16 protein-coding genes are annotated in these 15,736 nt (G+C 39.3%); 5 read left to right on the forward strand and 11 right to left on the reverse strand.

Translation table 11 applies throughout. The features are described 5' to 3' along the window. Positions 1-18: 18 nt before the first annotated feature. From Q0948_RS06680 to Q0948_RS06690, 3 genes are all read right to left on the reverse strand, one after another. A complete protein-coding gene (locus tag Q0948_RS06680; RefSeq protein ID WP_298350138.1) occupies positions 19-288 on the reverse strand; it encodes a SemiSWEET family sugar transporter in 270 nt (89 codons plus the stop codon). A 56-nt stretch (positions 289-344) separates the two neighbouring features. Further along, positions 345-3,224: a leucine--tRNA ligase gene (gene leuS / locus Q0948_RS06685; RefSeq protein WP_298350139.1), complete on the reverse strand. Its 2,880-nt coding sequence runs from the start codon at positions 3,222-3,224 to the stop codon at positions 345-347. 140 nt (positions 3,225-3,364) lie between these two features. Beyond that, positions 3,365-4,012 (reverse strand): 4'-phosphopantetheinyl transferase superfamily protein, encoded by a 648-nt coding sequence (locus Q0948_RS06690; RefSeq protein WP_298350140.1) that lies wholly within the window; start codon positions 4,010-4,012, stop codon positions 3,365-3,367. A 72-nt stretch (positions 4,013-4,084) separates the two neighbouring features. Between Q0948_RS06690 and ahcY the strand changes: the two genes are divergently transcribed. Continuing rightward, on the forward strand, positions 4,085-5,401 hold the full coding sequence (ahcY, locus tag Q0948_RS06695; protein WP_298350141.1) for an adenosylhomocysteinase: 1,317 nt from the start codon (positions 4,085-4,087) through the stop codon (positions 5,399-5,401). Between the two features lie 142 nt (positions 5,402-5,543). Further along, positions 5,544-6,047 (forward strand): DUF6252 family protein, encoded by a 504-nt coding sequence (locus Q0948_RS06700; RefSeq protein WP_298350142.1) that lies wholly within the window; start codon positions 5,544-5,546, stop codon positions 6,045-6,047. Between the two features lie 75 nt (positions 6,048-6,122). Here Q0948_RS06700 and Q0948_RS06705 read toward each other — a convergent pair whose 3' ends face one another. Beyond that, positions 6,123-7,001 carry a hypothetical protein gene (locus Q0948_RS06705; RefSeq protein WP_298350143.1) on the reverse strand — a complete coding sequence of 293 codons (879 nt, stop codon included), beginning with the start codon at positions 6,999-7,001 and terminating at the stop codon, positions 6,123-6,125. Positions 7,002-7,049: 48 nt separating this feature from the next. Here Q0948_RS06705 and Q0948_RS06710 point away from each other — a divergent pair, with 48 nt between their 5' ends. Next, the gene (locus tag Q0948_RS06710; RefSeq protein WP_298350144.1) at positions 7,050-7,394 is read left to right on the forward strand and encodes a TM2 domain-containing protein; all 345 of its coding nucleotides are present in this window, start codon (positions 7,050-7,052) and stop codon (positions 7,392-7,394) included. Positions 7,395-7,469: 75 nt separating this feature from the next. Here the strand turns inward: Q0948_RS06710 and Q0948_RS06715 are convergent, their stop codons facing one another. Together Q0948_RS06715 and Q0948_RS06720 are read right to left on the reverse strand one after the other, a co-directional pair. Beyond that, entirely contained in the window at positions 7,470-7,940 is a 471-nt protein-coding gene (locus Q0948_RS06715) for an Lrp/AsnC ligand binding domain-containing protein (protein ID WP_298350145.1), read from the reverse strand. Between the two features lie 97 nt (positions 7,941-8,037). Then, a complete protein-coding gene (locus tag Q0948_RS06720) occupies positions 8,038-9,408 on the reverse strand; it encodes a saccharopine dehydrogenase C-terminal domain-containing protein (RefSeq protein ID WP_298350146.1) in 1,371 nt (456 codons plus the stop codon). A gap of 80 nt (positions 9,409-9,488) precedes the next feature. Between Q0948_RS06720 and Q0948_RS06725 the strand changes: the two genes are divergently transcribed. Together Q0948_RS06725 and pckA are read left to right on the forward strand one after the other, a co-directional pair. Then, positions 9,489-9,869 (forward strand): DUF423 domain-containing protein, encoded by a 381-nt coding sequence (locus Q0948_RS06725; protein WP_038601163.1) that lies wholly within the window; start codon positions 9,489-9,491, stop codon positions 9,867-9,869. A 74-nt stretch (positions 9,870-9,943) separates the two neighbouring features. Further along, positions 9,944-11,557, forward strand: a complete 1,614-nt coding sequence (gene pckA / locus Q0948_RS06730) for a phosphoenolpyruvate carboxykinase (ATP) (protein ID WP_298350149.1) — start codon at positions 9,944-9,946, stop codon at positions 11,555-11,557. Between the two features lie 111 nt (positions 11,558-11,668). Here the strand turns inward: pckA and Q0948_RS06735 are convergent, their stop codons facing one another. The 5 genes from Q0948_RS06735 to Q0948_RS06755 all read right to left on the reverse strand — a co-directional run bounded on the left by Q0948_RS06735 (position 11,669) and on the right by Q0948_RS06755 (position 15,576). Continuing rightward, positions 11,669-12,553 carry an EamA family transporter gene (locus Q0948_RS06735; RefSeq protein WP_038598581.1) on the reverse strand — a complete coding sequence of 295 codons (885 nt, stop codon included), beginning with the start codon at positions 12,551-12,553 and terminating at the stop codon, positions 11,669-11,671. A 78-nt stretch (positions 12,554-12,631) separates the two neighbouring features. Next, positions 12,632-13,195, reverse strand: coding sequence for a gliding motility lipoprotein GldD (gldD, locus tag Q0948_RS06740; protein ID WP_298350153.1), 564 nt, complete (start codon positions 13,193-13,195; stop codon positions 12,632-12,634). Beyond that, positions 13,192-14,514: a gliding motility-associated protein GldE gene (locus Q0948_RS06745; protein WP_298350155.1), complete on the reverse strand. Its 1,323-nt coding sequence runs from the start codon at positions 14,512-14,514 to the stop codon at positions 13,192-13,194. The genes gldD and Q0948_RS06745 overlap by 4 nt, the downstream gene beginning before the upstream one ends. 22 nt (positions 14,515-14,536) lie before the next feature. After that, positions 14,537-15,025, reverse strand: coding sequence for a single-stranded DNA-binding protein (ssb, locus tag Q0948_RS06750; RefSeq protein WP_035326717.1), 489 nt, complete (start codon positions 15,023-15,025; stop codon positions 14,537-14,539). Positions 15,026-15,237: 212 nt separating this feature from the next. Beyond that, positions 15,238-15,576: a T9SS type A sorting domain-containing protein gene (locus Q0948_RS06755; protein ID WP_298350158.1), complete on the reverse strand. Its 339-nt coding sequence runs from the start codon at positions 15,574-15,576 to the stop codon at positions 15,238-15,240. Positions 15,577-15,736 lie beyond the last annotated feature (160 nt).

The raw sequence follows: 15,736 nt of genomic DNA on the forward strand, positions 1-15,736 counted from the left end.
TTTAACAATATGTAAATGCTAGTTTTTGCCGTATTTGATTTTAAAATACAATAGTAAAAATGAGGAGATAACTGTAATAGCATTTGCCAGTATGATAGATAGACTTTCTTTAAGCACTCCATAAATAAGCCAGAACACAATGCCTACAAAAAACATTGTAAACATAGGTAAGCTCAACCCTGATACATCCTTAGTTTTCCAAGTTTGATATACTTGGGGTAAAAAGGCTGCAGTGGTAAGTGTAGCAGCAATGAGACCTATGATCTCTATATCATCTATTTCAGACATTAGTATGTAATTAAATCTTGCCCATAATATGACTTACAGGCAAGAGTATATGTGTGTTAACCCACTATGTTTACAATCTTACCAGGCACAACAATCACCTTTTTTGGTGTGCGGCCATCAAGATACATTTGTGTTTTTTCGTGTGCCATCACGGTTTTTTCTATCTCATCCTTACTCATATCTAATGGTAGCTCAAGGGTGAATTTCATTTTACCATTAAAAGAGATAGGATAGTTTTTTGCACTTTCTACAAGGTGCTTTTCTTCAAAAACCGGGAAGCCAGCTTCAGAAATACTTTCGGTGTGACCCAGCTTACTCCATAACTCCTCTGCAATGTGTGGTGCATAAGGTGCAATAAGAATAGCAAGTGGCTCAAGAACTTCTTGTGAAGTGCATTTTTGAGCACTTAGCTCATTTGCTGCAATCATAAATGTAGATACAGAGGTATTAAAAGAGAAATTCTCAATATCCTCTTGTACCTTTTTTATGGTTTTATGTAGCGTTTTTAAGCTGTCCTTACTTGCTGGTGTATCTGTAACATTAAAAGTAGCCTCTGCGCCATTATGATATAACTTCCAGAATTTCTTTAAGAAGTTATGTACGCCCGTAATACCTGCCGTGTTCCAAGGTTTTGCTTGTTCGAGCGGCCCTAAAAACATCTCGTACATACGTAAGGTGTCTGCTCCATACTGCTCACAAATCTCATCTGGATTTACGACGTTGTACTTAGACTTAGACATTTTTTCAACCTCGCGGCCTACTTTGTAAACCCCATCCTCAAGGATAAACTCTGCATCTTTAAATTCTGGTCTCCATTTTTTGAAAGCTTCTACATCTAGCTCATCAGATGCATTTACAAATGCTACTGGAGCGTGTATAGGTTGTACCTGCTTGTCTTTACTTAATCCTAGTGACAAGAATGTATTGCTATTCTCCTCTCTGTAAACAAAAGCACTCGTCCCCAAGATCATCCCTTGGTTAATCATCTTTTGGAAAGGCTCATCTACAGATACGTGACCTCTATCTTTTAAGAATTTTACCCAAAAACGCGAGTATAATAAGTGACCGGTACCGTGCTCAGATCCTCCTATGTATAAATCTACATTACCCCAGTAGTCCATCGCTTCTTTTGAGGCAAAGACAGCATCACGCTGTGCTTTTTCCATATACCTAAAGAAGTACCAGCTACTACCTGCCCAGCCTGGCATTGTGTTTAATTCTAATGGGTAAATTCCATTATCCTCGGAGTTCTCGACTGCGCTTGAACGAACAAGGTCATTTGAAACAACTTTATTAGTCTTACTATCCCACGCCCATACATCTGCACGGCCTAGTGGTGGTTCTCCATCTTCTGTAGGGAGGTATTTTTCTATTTCTGGCAGCTCCAGTGGTAAGTGTTCCACATCAATCATATGTGGCATCCCGTCTTTGTAATATACTGGGAAAGGTTCTCCCCAATAACGCTGGCGGCTAAAAACCGCATCACGTAATCTGTAATTTGTTTTACCAGAACCTGCACCTACTTTTTCTAACTCATAGATGGCAAGTTTTACTGCTTTCTTATACTTTAATCCGTTTAAGAAATCAGAATTTGCAATGACGGTAGCTGCCTTATCTGCAAAGGCTTCTTCAGAAATATCTACCCCTTCAAAAACATTAGGAATAGCAATCCCAAAATGCTTTGCAAAGTCATAATCACGCTGGTCACCACAAGGTACTGCCATTACCGCACCTGTACCATAACCGGCAAGTACATAGTCACCTATCCAGATAGGTATAGGCTCTTTTGTAAATGGGTGCTCTGCATAGGCTCCTGTAAATGCTCCCGTGATTGTTTTTACATCTGCCATACGCTCGCGCTCAGAACGCTTTGCGGTAGAGGCGATGTATGCATCTACTTTTTCTTTTTGCTCTGGAGTAGTAATCTCTTGTACAAGATCTAGCTCTGGAGCAAGTGTCATAAAACTTACACCAAAAATAGTGTCAGGGCGTGTGGTAAATACTTCTATCTTTTTGTCGTGATCTTTTAAGTTAAAAGATACAGTAGCTCCTACAGATTTACCTATCCAGTTGCGTTGTGTTTCTTTTATAGACTCACTCCAGTCTAAGCTGTCAAGCCCTTGTAGTAAACGCTCTGCATAAGCAGAGATGCGCATAGACCACTGTGTCATTTTCTTGCGCACTACAGTATGCCCTCCACGTTCTGAAACGCCGTTTACAATCTCATCATTTGCCAGAACAGTACCTAGTGCTGGACACCAGTTTACTTCTGTTTCGGCAAGGTAGGTGAGGCGGTATTGTAGGAGTATGACTTGTTTTTCGTTTTCAGAAAAGTCGTTCCATTGTGCTGCGGTAAATGGCTCAATGTTATCATCACAAGCAGCGTTTATATTTCCATTTCCTTCTTTCGCGAAAGCGGAAACTAGAGTCTCTATACCTTCTGCTTTATTTGTGTCGTAATTGTACCACGAGTTAAATAGCTCTGTAAAAATCCACTGTGTCCATTTGTAATACTCAGGATTTGAGGTGCGTACCTCGCGACTCCAGTCAAAAGAGAATCCTATTTTATCAAGCTGGTTACGATACCCGGCAATCTCATTACCTTGGTTATCTACACCGCCCTCTATATTAACCTTTGTAGTTACGGCAGGGTGCTGTCCCGTTTGTATTGCATATTGCTCTGCTGGAAGTCCAAAAGAGTCATACCCCTGCGGGTGCAATACATTAAAGCCTTTAAGGCGCTTGTAACGCGCATACACATCACTGGCAATATACCCTAGCGGGTGCCCCACGTGCAGTCCTGCTCCAGATGGATAAGGAAACATATCTAGCACATAATATTTAGGCTTGTCACTGTTGTTTGAGGCGTTAAAGGTGCCCTTATCTGCCCAGTATTTTTGCCATTTGGCCTCTATCTCGTTAAAGTGATATTTCATTGTAAGTGTATTATATATGCGCTTTCGCGAAAGCGTACTCATCCCTATTTAAGGGGGCAAATTTACAATTAATTATGTGGATTAATAAGTGCTTGCTGTGAGAGTTGCTACAACACCTTTGAGTAATGAATAAATAGACTTTATAAACCGTACACGCAGGTAAAACCTTCAAACTCCATAAGATAAATTGCATAGGTTGAAGATGCTCCATTATAGACCACTCTTGCTGTAGTTTGTGAGGCGTCCATCTCAAAGTCTTGCACATCTATATGTTTTAAGAAACTCAACCCCTCTTGATTATATAGTTTATATAGCGATTCTTTTGCTCCCCATACATAGGTGAGTTTACGTATGCGAGCCTCAGAGCTGGTGAGGGTGTAATACTCCTCAATAGGTGTAAACTTATGAGCGATGCGTAAAATCTTATCGCGCTGCTTCTCTATATCTATTCCTACTGGGTTATCACTTATAATAATAGCGGTAAATGTGTAGCTATGTGTTATTGAGATGTGCTTGCCATCGTGCAGGTGAGGCTTGCCAGATGGAGAGTAATATAGGTCAAAATCTGTATAACCCGCCTCTGCGAGTAGGTGGCGTATGCTCATAAAGCCACGCTGGTGCAGGTCAGACTTCATACTGTCAAGTCTTTTTTGGCAATGCGGTGTAAGGATGTGGGTTTGTCCTTCGCCTAAGGGTAGGGTAGATTTAAGCGTTTCTAGACTTTCCTCAATCTTCCAGATGTACACTTCTGTAGTAGGGGAAACTGTTATCGTTTTGTAAAGAGGCATTAGAGTGTCTAAGTTATTGCGTAAATTTGCACCGCCTTAACGGGTCTATGAATTTAAGATAAAGATAAGAAAATGAGCAATAAGACAGTACCGTACGTACCGTACAAAGTAAAAGATATTTCCCTTGCAGCTTGGGGACGTAAAGAGATAGAACTAGCAGAGGCAGAGATGCCTGGGCTTATGTCTTTACGTGAGGAGTATAAGGACGAGCAACCACTTAAAGGATCTCGTATTGCTGGATGTTTACATATGACTATCCAGACTGCAGTACTTATAGAAACTTTAAAAGCACTAGGAGCAGAGGTAACTTGGTCTTCTTGTAACATCTTCTCTACGCAAGATCAGGCTGCTGCAGCAATTGCAGATGCTGGTATCCCAGTATATGCTTGGAAAGGAATGAATGAAGAAGAATTTGACTGGTGTATCGAGCAAACACTTTTCTTTGGAGAAGATCGCAAGCCGCTTAATATGATTCTTGATGATGGAGGAGATCTTACTAATATGGTATTAGATCGTTACCCAGAACTTGCAAAAGATATCAAAGGACTTTCTGAAGAAACTACAACGGGTGTACACCGTCTTTACGAGCGTGTAAAGAATGGAACGTTACCTATGCCAGCTATAAACGTAAATGATTCTGTAACTAAGTCTAAGTTTGATAACAAATACGGATGTCGTGAGAGTGCGGTAGATGCTATACGTCGTGCTACAGATACTATGCTTGCTGGAAAGCGTGTAGTAGTATGTGGATACGGAGATGTAGGTAAAGGAACTGCAGCATCTTTTAAAGGAGCTGGATCTATCGTTACAGTAACAGAAATCGATCCTATCTGTGCACTTCAAGCAGCAATGGACGGTTTTGAAGTTAAGAAACTAGAAAACGTAGTAGGTAATGCAGATATCGTTATCACAACTACAGGAAACAAAGACATCATACGTGGTGAGCACTTTGAGGCAATGCGTGATAAAGTAATCGTTTGTAACATAGGGCACTTTGATAATGAGATCGATATGGCTTGGTTAAACGGTAACCACGGCGCTACAAAGGATGAGATCAAACCTCAAGTAGATAAGTATACTATAGATGGTAAAGATATTATCGTTCTTGCAGAAGGTCGTCTTGTAAACTTAGGTTGTGCAACTGGTCACCCTAGTTTTGTAATGAGTAACTCATTTACAAACCAGACACTAGCACAAATCGAGCTTTGGAACAATAGCGAGAAGTACAATAACGAAGTTTATATGCTTCCTAAGCACCTAGATGAGAAAGTAGCAGCATTGCACTTATCAAGACTAGGAGCAGAGCTAGAAACACTATCTAAAGATCAAGCAGATTACATCGGCGTGACAGTAGAAGGGCCATTTAAGCCTGAGTACTACAGATACTAAGAGCGAGTCGTATAGACAGAACATTTTTTTTCGCTTTCGCGAAAATGTTAAATAGAAAAACCCACGTTTATAGCGTGGGTTTTTTATTGCCGTAGATTTATTTGAAACTGATTACTTTTGCTGCTCACTCAAAAAACAACTAATGAATTTAAGATTTCTAAAGATTGCAGTACTATTAATAACATTTGGCTTCATAACAAGCTGTGGTGATGATGAAGGACCAGCAGAAGCACCTAGCGTAAAATTTAGAGCCTCTGTAGGTGGCGCGGTATTTCGTTCAGACACCCCGACGGCAGTATTAAGTAATGACGGTAAAATCTTTGTAGTAACCGCTACAAACGATGTAGGAAGCGAGACATTTACTCTCACAGTAGGCTCTTCAAATCCAGATGCGCCCTTAGTGATGGAACAGTCTTATAACACAGCAAATGAAACATTACCAGCTTCTATACAATTTGAAACAGGAGGGGTGACTTATAGAACTAACTTAGAAACTGTAGGTGCAATAAACCTTAACAGTTTTGACCTAGACCTTAATTTTGTTTTTGGTTCATTTACTGGAGATCTTGAAAACGTTGCCGTGCCAGATGAGTTGCTATTTGTAACAAGCGGAAATATGACAGGTATAGAGATAAGCGTGCAGTAAAAACACATACCTCTTTTAAAGTCTAAAGCCCTTATGTTTTATAACATAAGGGCTTTATTAATTTTGGAAGTGTGCTTATTGCTTTACAAGTGTAAGCTCTGCTTTTTCACCAGTTTTGAGGCTTGTCCTTGTGGTTATAAGACTTGGCCCGTCTTTTACTTCTACCTTCACTGTGTTAGGTGATGAGGTTCCTTCGGTTATTGCCTCTACACGCACGACAGCGGTTTTATTTGTAATAGTTACGGGTATGTTTTTCTTCTCACGAGTGATAGAGTAGTTTTCTAGTATAAGCTTGTCATCTACGTATAGATTAATGCGATCATCATCTACTTTTCCAGAGTCGTATATAGATACCATAATCTCTTTGCCCTTTGTAAAGATGTTAAGGTTCTCGTCTTTCTTTACAATACTCATTGTAAGTGTGTCAACCAGCTTTCTAGCCGAAATCTTATCCTTGACCTCTTGGCTTACCTTTTTTGATTTTTGAATCTTGCGGTCCATTCTATCTATTCTTTTCTGTACTTCTTCAGACGCAGACATTATGAGCATACCATCTAGACAAGGATTTTTGTCAGGATAAAGCCCTTGAAATGGACCGCTAAAGGCCTTGCTACGCTCTAAACTTCTCAGACCTCCTGAAAAGTTTACAAGACACATATCAATTTCTCCTAAAGGTGATTTTGTATACACAATATCATACTCTGCAAATGAGAGTTCTTTTTTGTCACTATCATAAGTCCCCTTTATATTAGACTTGGTCTCGTGCTTACCACCTAGATCAGACATAGAGTAGCCTTGTATCTTCCCGTCTAACTCTTCAAAGGCTAGCTTGTATGATATAAAGGCGGAGTCATTAAGCTTTATCACACCCATATATTCATAATCTTCTAATTGCCCAAAGCAAATAGCTGTAATTAAACAATTGAGAAATAGTAGTATATATTTAAAGGGCATAGTATTTTTTTAGTAAATTAGATTCGTCTAACAAAATAAAATCAAAAAATGAGACTCAAAATTACACTATTATTTGCGTTTGTAATGCTAGCCGTTACAAATACTTATGCTGGATTTCCAGTACAGAGAACTGCAGTAGCAACAGTAAACGGGGTAACCCTTGCTGAGGAGGATACTACAGAGGTTCTTACATCACCTGCCGCTACTGCTGCAGACAAGCAAGTTGTTGCACTATTGCTATGGTTCTTCTTAGGACTTTTTGCAGCTCACAGATGGTATTTAGGAAGTCCAATAGGATGGAATATTCTATACATCCTTACGCTAGGAGGTTTAGGAATCTGGGCTATTGTAGATCTTATCGATCTAATCACAAAGAACTACCCAGGACTATAATTTATAGTTTCTTTAAAAAAGTAAAGCCTCTCATTTTTGAGAGGCTTTTTTTATGAAGTATATATAAGCTCTAGTTTATATTTTTATCTGTCTGTCTATTTGCTGGTCTAGGGAGATAAAGGTTTCTGTACGAGAAACCCCGTCTATAGCTTGTATTTTCTTGTTAAGTAAGTTCATAAGATCCTCATTGTTTTTACAAAGAATCTTGATCAAAACAGACCAGTTACCTGTAGTGTAGTGACACTCTATTACCTCTGGTATATCTTTAAGTTGTCTTACGGCTCTTGCGTTATTTGCAGCGCGATCTAAGTGAACTCCTATAAAAGCCTGCGTGCGATAGCCTAGTACTTTTGGGTCTATAATAAATTTTGAACCTGCAATGAGTCCAGATTTTTCTAGTTTACGTAAACGCTGGTGTATTGCAGCACCAGAGATACCCACTTTACGAGCAATCTCAAGTATAGGTTTACGAGCATCTTCCATAAGCTGGCGCAAGATAATTTTATCTATACCATCTATAACCAGTTCGTCTTTAACTATTTTCATCGCTTGTGATTGTAAATTGAAAGAGAAAGATACGTAATAACTGGTAATGTGTAATTGAGTTGCGTGTTTTTTGTGACGCTTTCGCGAAAGCGTAAAACTATCCCCCTACATTATCTGGGTTGTAACCTAGGTAGTCTACCTCGTACTCTTTAAAGGTGATGCCATACTCTTCTAGCTCTTTGAGAATAGGCTCATACACCTCACGATTAATAGGTAGCTGAACGCCCGGTGTGGTAATCTCACTATTAAGTATACGTAGCGTGGCCATCGCCACTGGGAGTCCCACGGTCCTTGCCATTGCAGTTTCTACTTGATCTTCTCCTATGTTTACCATAGTCGCATCTATTTGCTTGCGAGTACCATTGAGCTCGTAGCCAAATTTATGATACATTACAATCATATCTTTATCTTCTGGAGCGAGTGTCCACTTGTCTTCTAGTATGCGTTGTAGTGCTTGTGCTGGCGTAGCGTTTGTAAGCCCTAATTTTTTTGAAGGATTAAAAATGTCTAGTTCTAGTAATTTATCCCATAGCAAGTCATCTTGGTCAATTTTAAGATAGTGACGTAGCTTGAGCTCTACAGAGTCTGTAGGTGAGTAGGGTAAGAAGAGATTTGTATAATCACGATAGCTCATTGTCTCTGTGTCTTGTAGGGTATAACTATCATCTGTCATACCTAGTAACACAAATAATTGCCAGGCACGTGAGAAGCCTACTCGACGTATGGTACCTCGGTAAAGCGTAGGGATGTCATCCAGGCCATATATAGAACGATACTTAAGGGAGTTACGGTTTGCGTATCCTTCAAATCTTCCGTGGCCTTCTATTTCTAAAAATTCTGTACGTCTAAAGAGTCTTTGGTAAGGGATGTATTTATAAGTACCTTCTTGTATAAATTCTGCCGCACCACCTTGACCGGCAAGTACAACATTGCGAGGGTTCCAAGTAAATTTATAGTTCCAGAGGTTTGTGTCACTCTCTGGCGCAACAAGGCCTCCAGTAAAAGACTCAAAAAGTATCACCTTACCGCCTTTATCTCGTATGCGATCTAGCACCTGCATAGCACTCATATGGTCTATACCTGGGTCGAGCCCTATCTCATTCATAAACACAAGCCCTTTTTCCTTAACAGCGGTATCTAGGGCTTCCATTTCTTTTGAAATATAAGATGCGGTCACCATAGACTTATTAAAGGTCACACAGTCTTTTGCCACCTCTATGTGAAAACGTGCGGGTAGCATTGAGATAACGATGGTTGCTTCTTGTATGGCTTGCTCTCGTTGTGTTTTGTCAAAAACATCTAGTGAGATGGCTGTCCCGTTATCGTGATTATTTATAAGCTTTTGAGCATTTTCAAGAGAGAGGTCACCTACGGTAATGTGCAAATCTTCTGCTGCAGATTTATTGAGTAAATAGTTTACGAGTTGGCTAGTAGATTTACCGGCTCCTATGACTAGAATCTTTCGCATTGATGGTGTATTTTGTAGTTTTGTGTTTGATTTATGCAGGTTTAAATGTACACTTTTGCAAAGCATATAATAGTAAGATTATGGATAAAAAGTTACGTATAGCGGGTGCGATATTTGGGTTAACGGCTGTAGTTATTGGTGCCTTTGGGGCTCACGGGCTAGAAAAAGTTCTTGATGCAGATGCACTTTCTACATTTGAGACAGGTGTAAAATACCAGATGTATCACGCCTTATTGCTATTGCTCATATCTGTTTTCGCTTTAAGCGAAAAGTCAAAGAGGATACTTCTCATACTTACGGTTATAGGTATACTATTCTTTTCTGGCTCTATTTATGGGCTTGCTACTAATGATTTGACCAGTTTTAACTTCACAAAAATTGCTCTTATCACCCCTCTAGGAGGTACTTTGCTCATTGTGAGCTGGGTAATACTCCTAGTACAATTCATAAAATCTAAATAAAACAGCGAAAACGTTATAGTACCTAGATTAGACTTCTTACTTTTGTGTCATAAAACAACACAAAACTCATTGGTATGGTCGCAGATAGCTTAGCATCGAAGACACTCTCATTAGAAAAAATTGGCATAAAAAATGCCAAAATCAACTACCAACTTTCTCCCGAAAAACTACATCAAATTGCTGTAGAAAATGATATGGGTAAAACCGCATCATCTGGCGCTCTCGCTGTAAACACAGGTAAGTTTACAGGTAGATCTCCTATGGATCGTTTTATCGTAAGGGACGCAAAAACAGAAGATAAAGTCTGGTGGGGAGATATAAACCTCCCCTTTGGAGAAGAGGCGTTTGCAAAACTTAAAACAAAAGTTGCAAACTATCTCTCAGAAAAAGAAATCTACGTGCGTGATAGTTATGCGTGTGCAGATAAAGATTACAAACTCAACATACGCGTTGTAAACGAGTACCCTTGGTCTAATATGTTTGCATATAATATGTTTCTTAGACCTACAGAAGAGGAGCTTAAAGGATTTGACCCAGAGTGGACTATCTTAAACGCACCGGGCTTTCTAGCAGATCCAGCTGTAGATGGCACACGCCAGAGCAACTTTGCGATATTATCTTTTACAGAAAAAACCATCATTATAGGGGGTACAGGTTACACAGGTGAGATTAAGAAAGGAATCTTCTCTGCACTTAACTTTATACTTCCTGTAGAGAAAGAGACATTACCTATGCACTGTAGTGCAAACGTAGGTGATAACGGTGAGACTGCTATCTTTTTTGGACTTTCTGGAACAGGTAAAACCACACTCTCTGCAGACCCTGAGCGCAAGCTTATAGGTGATGATGAGCACGGGTGGACTAAAGATAACACCATCTTTAACTTTGAGGGTGGCTGTTATGCAAAAGTGATTAACCTCTCTGCCGAAAATGAACCAGATATCTACAATGCTATAAAGCCAGGAGCCATTCTAGAGAATGTCATACTAGATGAGCAAGGTAATGTAGCTTTTGAAGATACATCTATCACACAAAACACACGTGTAAGTTACCCTATAGATCACATTGAGAACATACAGGTACCATCACTAGGTAAAAATCCAAAAAATATCTTCTTCCTTACGGCAGATGCCTTTGGAGTACTACCTCCTATCTCTAAGCTCACACCAGGTCAAGCGGCATACCACTTTATAAGTGGGTATACTGCAAAGGTTGCTGGTACAGAAGCAGGAGTAAATGAGCCTGTACCATCATTTTCAGCGTGTTTTGGAGCGCCATTTATGCCGCTTCACCCTACAAAATATGCAGAGATGCTTAGTAAGAAAATGACAGAGGCTGGAGTAAACGTATGGCTTATCAATACAGGGTGGACCGGCGGACCTTACGGAGTAGGATCACGTATGAAGTTAAAGTACACGCGTGCAATGATTAAAGCTGCGATGGAAGGTAAGTTACCACAAGAAACTACGCACGATGACTATCACATACACTCAGTTTTTGGACTAGCACAACCACGTACGTGTCCAGGAGTGCCTACAGAAGTATTGAGCCCACGCGCAACGTGGAATAATGACAAAGGTTATTATGAAACGGCAAACAAGCTCGCAAGATCTTTTAAAGAAAACTTCAAGCAGTTTGAAGCATTTGCAAGTGAAGAGATTATGAATGGACAGCCACCATTAGGCTAGAAAAACGACAGTTTAGTTGGTGAAAGGCGGTTTACTTAGGTAGACCGCTTTTCTTTTTTTCACGCTTTCGCGAAAGCGTTAACCTATAAGTAAAAGTTGTTTTTACAGTGCTTATGCTTTTTTTCTGGCGCTATTACCTATATAAACACCGACAAGAATGATAAGGGTGGCAATAAACTGAAGCATTGTAAAGGCCTCTCCATCTAGCAGGCCCCACATTACAGATATAATAGGCATCAAGTAGGTGACAGAAGATGCAAAGACGGGATTGCTCATTTGCACAAGTTTGTTAAACATCACTTTTGCTAGTGCAGTGCCAAATATAGAGAGGATCACGATGTACCCTATAGACTGCTGTAGCGTAGCGTCTGTAGTAACGGGTAAATCAAAAAACCCAGAAATAGCGAGTATAATTGCCGCGGGTATAATGAGAAAGACAAAGTTACCAGCCGCAATAGCGATGGCAGGCACTTCTTGTAGGTGTCTTTTTATAATATTTACATTAAGTGCATAAAAGGAGGCTGCTATAATGACCAGTGAGGCATACCAATAATTTTGACCTTCATTAATTTGAGCGCCTATATAAATAAGAGCCCCAGCACCCACAAGCCCTAGAAGCACGCCTATAAATTGCCGTTGTATAAATTGTGCACCAAAGAGTAGTATCCCAAAAATAAATGCCAATAAGGGTACGCTAGAGTTTAAAATACCTACCACAGCACTATCTATCTCTGTCTCTGCAAAGGCAAATAAAAATACAGGCAGCCCTGTGCCTAGTATACCGGTAATACCTATCCATTTCCAGTCTGATTTCTTAATCTTTTTGAGACTTTTCCACCCAAAGAGCAATAACACCGTTGCCGAAAATAAAATACGTAAAGCCCCTAGTTGCAATGGGTCTAGACCTACAAGCCCTTTTTTAATAAGGATAAAAGAACTACCCCAGATAATGGATAATACAAAGAGATATATCCATTTTAAAGACTTGTTTGGCATTGCTTTGATTTAAGAATGCAAAGGTCGGCGTTTTTAAGGTAAAAATCTAAAAGGTTTGTGAGGTAAAGTAGTGCGATATTATTTACGCCATTCTATACTTTCCATAAGGTGGCGTATGTCATTTTTGAGATACATAGCTGCAGGATAGATACTATCATAGTTAGGCTTTGCATTAAAGTATATAGACCCCGTTAGAAAGTGATTTGTACTATCTGTAATATAAAATTGAGACTGTGAGGCTGCATCTCCTTTTATATCATAAAACATCCCGTAGGCGTTTTGGGTCTCGTTTACATACTTTTCTTCTATAATATTATCTGCTTTACGCACGTGCTCATAGGTGAGCTTTTGAGCGTCATTGAGCAATGCATTAATATTATTATTAACCTTGCGGTAGGTTAAAAAGATGCTGCCGTTTATGGTTGGGTAATCTATTACTGCAGAGCAGTCATCTTTGTAGCGTACAATCCCTAGTTTGTTGAGGTCAAAGTTATAATCACATTCGCTAGCAGTAGTCTTGTAGTTAGGCGCAGGGTATGATAAACTAAGCTGGCTCTTAGGTTTAGGCAAGGTGTCGCCTCCACAAGAAATAAGTGATATGCTTACAATGATTAAGATGAGTATGGCTGCTGTGTTTTTCAAGATGTAATGGTAAATTTAATTTGCTTGATGCGCTTTTTATCTATAGCCTCCACAGTAAACGCATAGGTGTCATACTTTATTACCTCATTTTTACGAGGAAAGCCTCCAGATACTTCTAGTACAAAGCCAGCGATGGTTTCGGCTTCACCTTTTTTGTTTTCAAAGATAGTGGTGTCTTCTAGTTTTATGATGCGATAAAAATCCTTGAGCGATGTCTTACCATCAAAGATCCAGTTATAATCATCAAGTTTAGAATAGATAATATTTTCATCATCAAACTCGTCTGAGATGTCTCCCACGATCTCTTCTATAATATCTTCTAGAGAGATAAGGCCACTAGTACCACCGTACTCATCTACTACGATGGCTAGGTGGTTTTTCTTTTCTTTAAACTCTGCGAGTAAGTCATCTAGCTTTTTATTTTCTGGCACAAAGTAAGGCTCGCGTATAAGTTTTGTCCAGTCAAAGTCTTTTTTAGTAAGATGTGGTAGTAAATCTTTTACATAGAGAATACCTACTATAGTATCTACACTCTCAGAAAACACAGGGATGCGGGAGAAACCATTTTCTGTAATTTCTTTAAGTACTTTTTGGTAATCGTCATCCTTATTAAGGGCAAAGACATCCATACGTGGTCGCATTACCTGTTTTGTATCTGTATTACCAAAAGATACAATGCCTTTTAAAATTTTTTGTTCCTCCTTTGTTGTGTCTTCTTCACTTGTAAGCTCTAGTGCCTGTGATAATTGATCTACATTAAAACTAGATTTTTGTTCACCTAGCTTATTTTGTATCCACATCGTAGCAAGTCGCATAGGGCTGCTCAGTGGTGTGAAGATCATATCTAAAAAACGCAGAGGGTATGCCATTAGCGCTGCAAACTTCTTATTGTTTCTGTTTGCATATACCTTAGGTAAAATCTCTCCAAAGAGTAATATCAAAAACGTGATAAGTACCACTTCCAGTAAGAAGCGCACGGGGATGGTAAGAATCTCTGCCGTAATATTTGCAAATATGACTTCACCCAGGCTGGCAAATAGAAGTACAATAGCAATATTTATGGCATTATTTGCCACAAGTATAGTTGCTAGTAGTTTTTTTGGTTTGGTGAGTAATTTTTTTACCACCATCATCTTGCGATCTGCTACCAGCTCTTCGGTTTCTAGTAAGTCACTAGGTGATAATGAAAAAAAAGCTACTTCTGCACCGCTTATAAGCGCAGAGCACGTAAGCAGTATAACAAGTGCCACAAGACTCAAAATACTTGAGGTGTCAAGGGCGAGTAAAAGTATAAGTAAGGGTTCGGGATCGGGATCCAAAGGTTCAAAAATTTAAATTAACTTAAAATGGCAAATCATCTACATCACTAGTGTCTGTAGTAGGTTGCGCAGGTTGAGATGGTTGATTTGTATTATAAGGTTGCGCTTTAGGCTGTGCTGGTTGAGCAGCTTGTCTTGGTTGCTGGGCTTGCTGCCCTTGCCCTTGACTCTCGCCTTTAGGTGTTAAGAAGGTAAACTCTTGACACTGTATCTCTGTAGAGTAGCGGTCCATACCTTTATCATCTGTCCACTTGCGAGTTTTAAGGCGACCTTCTACATATACTTTATCACCTTTTTTTAGATATTTCTCGCAGATTTCGGCAGCTTTATTACGCACAACAATGTTGTGCCACTCAGTGTTACTTACGCGCTCTCCCGTGGTACGGTTTACATACTCCTCGTTAGTCGCTAGAGGAAATCTTCCTATACAATTACCTCCTTCAAAGTAATTCATCTTTACGTCATCTCCGGTGTGACCTATTAAGATCACTTTATTGATAGTTCCTGCCATAGTATCAAATGTAATAAATATTGCGATGCAAGGCGGTTATGCTTTCGCGAAAGTTTACCAAAACACACTTGTATCATATAAAGGCCATAGTGTTCTAATCTCCTTAACTAACAGTGATACCTCACAACAAGACATAAAAAATCCCTAAAAGAACCACCTTTTAGGGATTAAACTAAGCATACTAATTTTTACACAAAATAAACTAGTCTTGTTTATCCGATAACCACCTCTTTGGTGTAACTCTTGTCACCGTCTTTTACTTTTACATAATACGTACCCTTGAAAGCTTTAGTAAAGTTAAAAGCCTTGTGTACCGTTTTTGTCTCTTCAATAGTTTCTGTAAAAACAATACGTCCCATTGCGTCACGTACTACTACATTTACCGGGCTTTGGTCAAGATTAAGTAGGTTAAGATACACGACCTCTCCGTCTGTTTTTAAAACTAAGCTCTCTGCAGATGTCTTAGGAGGATTATTTAATCCTGTAGCATTAACTTGAATGCTTGTTACTAAAATTGCAAAGGCTGCTAGTAATTTGATTGCATTTTTCATAATATTTCAATTTAAAAGATTGATTTCTAATTTTTTACACTGCAAACATACGGTCGATTATAAGTTTCTACTACACGCATATTTTCAAATATATGTGTGTAATTAACACGGTAATGTGTTAATAAATCATAAAATGTTAATTTAGCACATAATTGAGGTA

Origin of the sequence: uncultured Dokdonia sp. (assembly GCF_947496725.1) — a bacterium.
Taxonomy (GTDB): Bacteria; Bacteroidota; Bacteroidia; order Flavobacteriales; family Flavobacteriaceae; genus Dokdonia.

Coding starts and splice junctions, on each gene's coding strand:
- Q0948_RS06705 (WP_298350143.1), bottom strand. CDS start 7,001: ATGCCCTTTAAATATATACTACTATTTCTCAATTGTTTAATTACAGCT.
- leuS (WP_298350139.1), bottom strand. CDS start 3,224: ATGAAATATCACTTTAACGAGATAGAGGCCAAATGGCAAAAATACTGG.
- Q0948_RS06735 (WP_038598581.1), bottom strand. CDS start 12,553: ATGCCAAACAAGTCTTTAAAATGGATATATCTCTTTGTATTATCCATT.
- Q0948_RS06700 (WP_298350142.1), top strand. CDS start 5,544: ATGAATTTAAGATTTCTAAAGATTGCAGTACTATTAATAACATTTGGC.
- ahcY (WP_298350141.1), top strand. CDS start 4,085: ATGAGCAATAAGACAGTACCGTACGTACCGTACAAAGTAAAAGATATT.
- Q0948_RS06680 (WP_298350138.1), bottom strand. CDS start 288: ATGTCTGAAATAGATGATATAGAGATCATAGGTCTCATTGCTGCTACA.
- pckA (WP_298350149.1), top strand. CDS start 9,944: ATGGTCGCAGATAGCTTAGCATCGAAGACACTCTCATTAGAAAAAATT.
- Q0948_RS06725 (WP_038601163.1), top strand. CDS start 9,489: ATGGATAAAAAGTTACGTATAGCGGGTGCGATATTTGGGTTAACGGCT.
- Q0948_RS06710 (WP_298350144.1), top strand. CDS start 7,050: ATGAGACTCAAAATTACACTATTATTTGCGTTTGTAATGCTAGCCGTT.
- ssb (WP_035326717.1), bottom strand. CDS start 15,025: ATGGCAGGAACTATCAATAAAGTGATCTTAATAGGTCACACCGGAGAT.
- Q0948_RS06690 (WP_298350140.1), bottom strand. CDS start 4,012: ATGCCTCTTTACAAAACGATAACAGTTTCCCCTACTACAGAAGTGTAC.
- Q0948_RS06715 (WP_298350145.1), bottom strand. CDS start 7,940: ATGAAAATAGTTAAAGACGAACTGGTTATAGATGGTATAGATAAAATT.
- Q0948_RS06720 (WP_298350146.1), bottom strand. CDS start 9,408: ATGCGAAAGATTCTAGTCATAGGAGCCGGTAAATCTACTAGCCAACTC.
- Q0948_RS06755 (WP_298350158.1), bottom strand. CDS start 15,576: ATGAAAAATGCAATCAAATTACTAGCAGCCTTTGCAATTTTAGTAACA.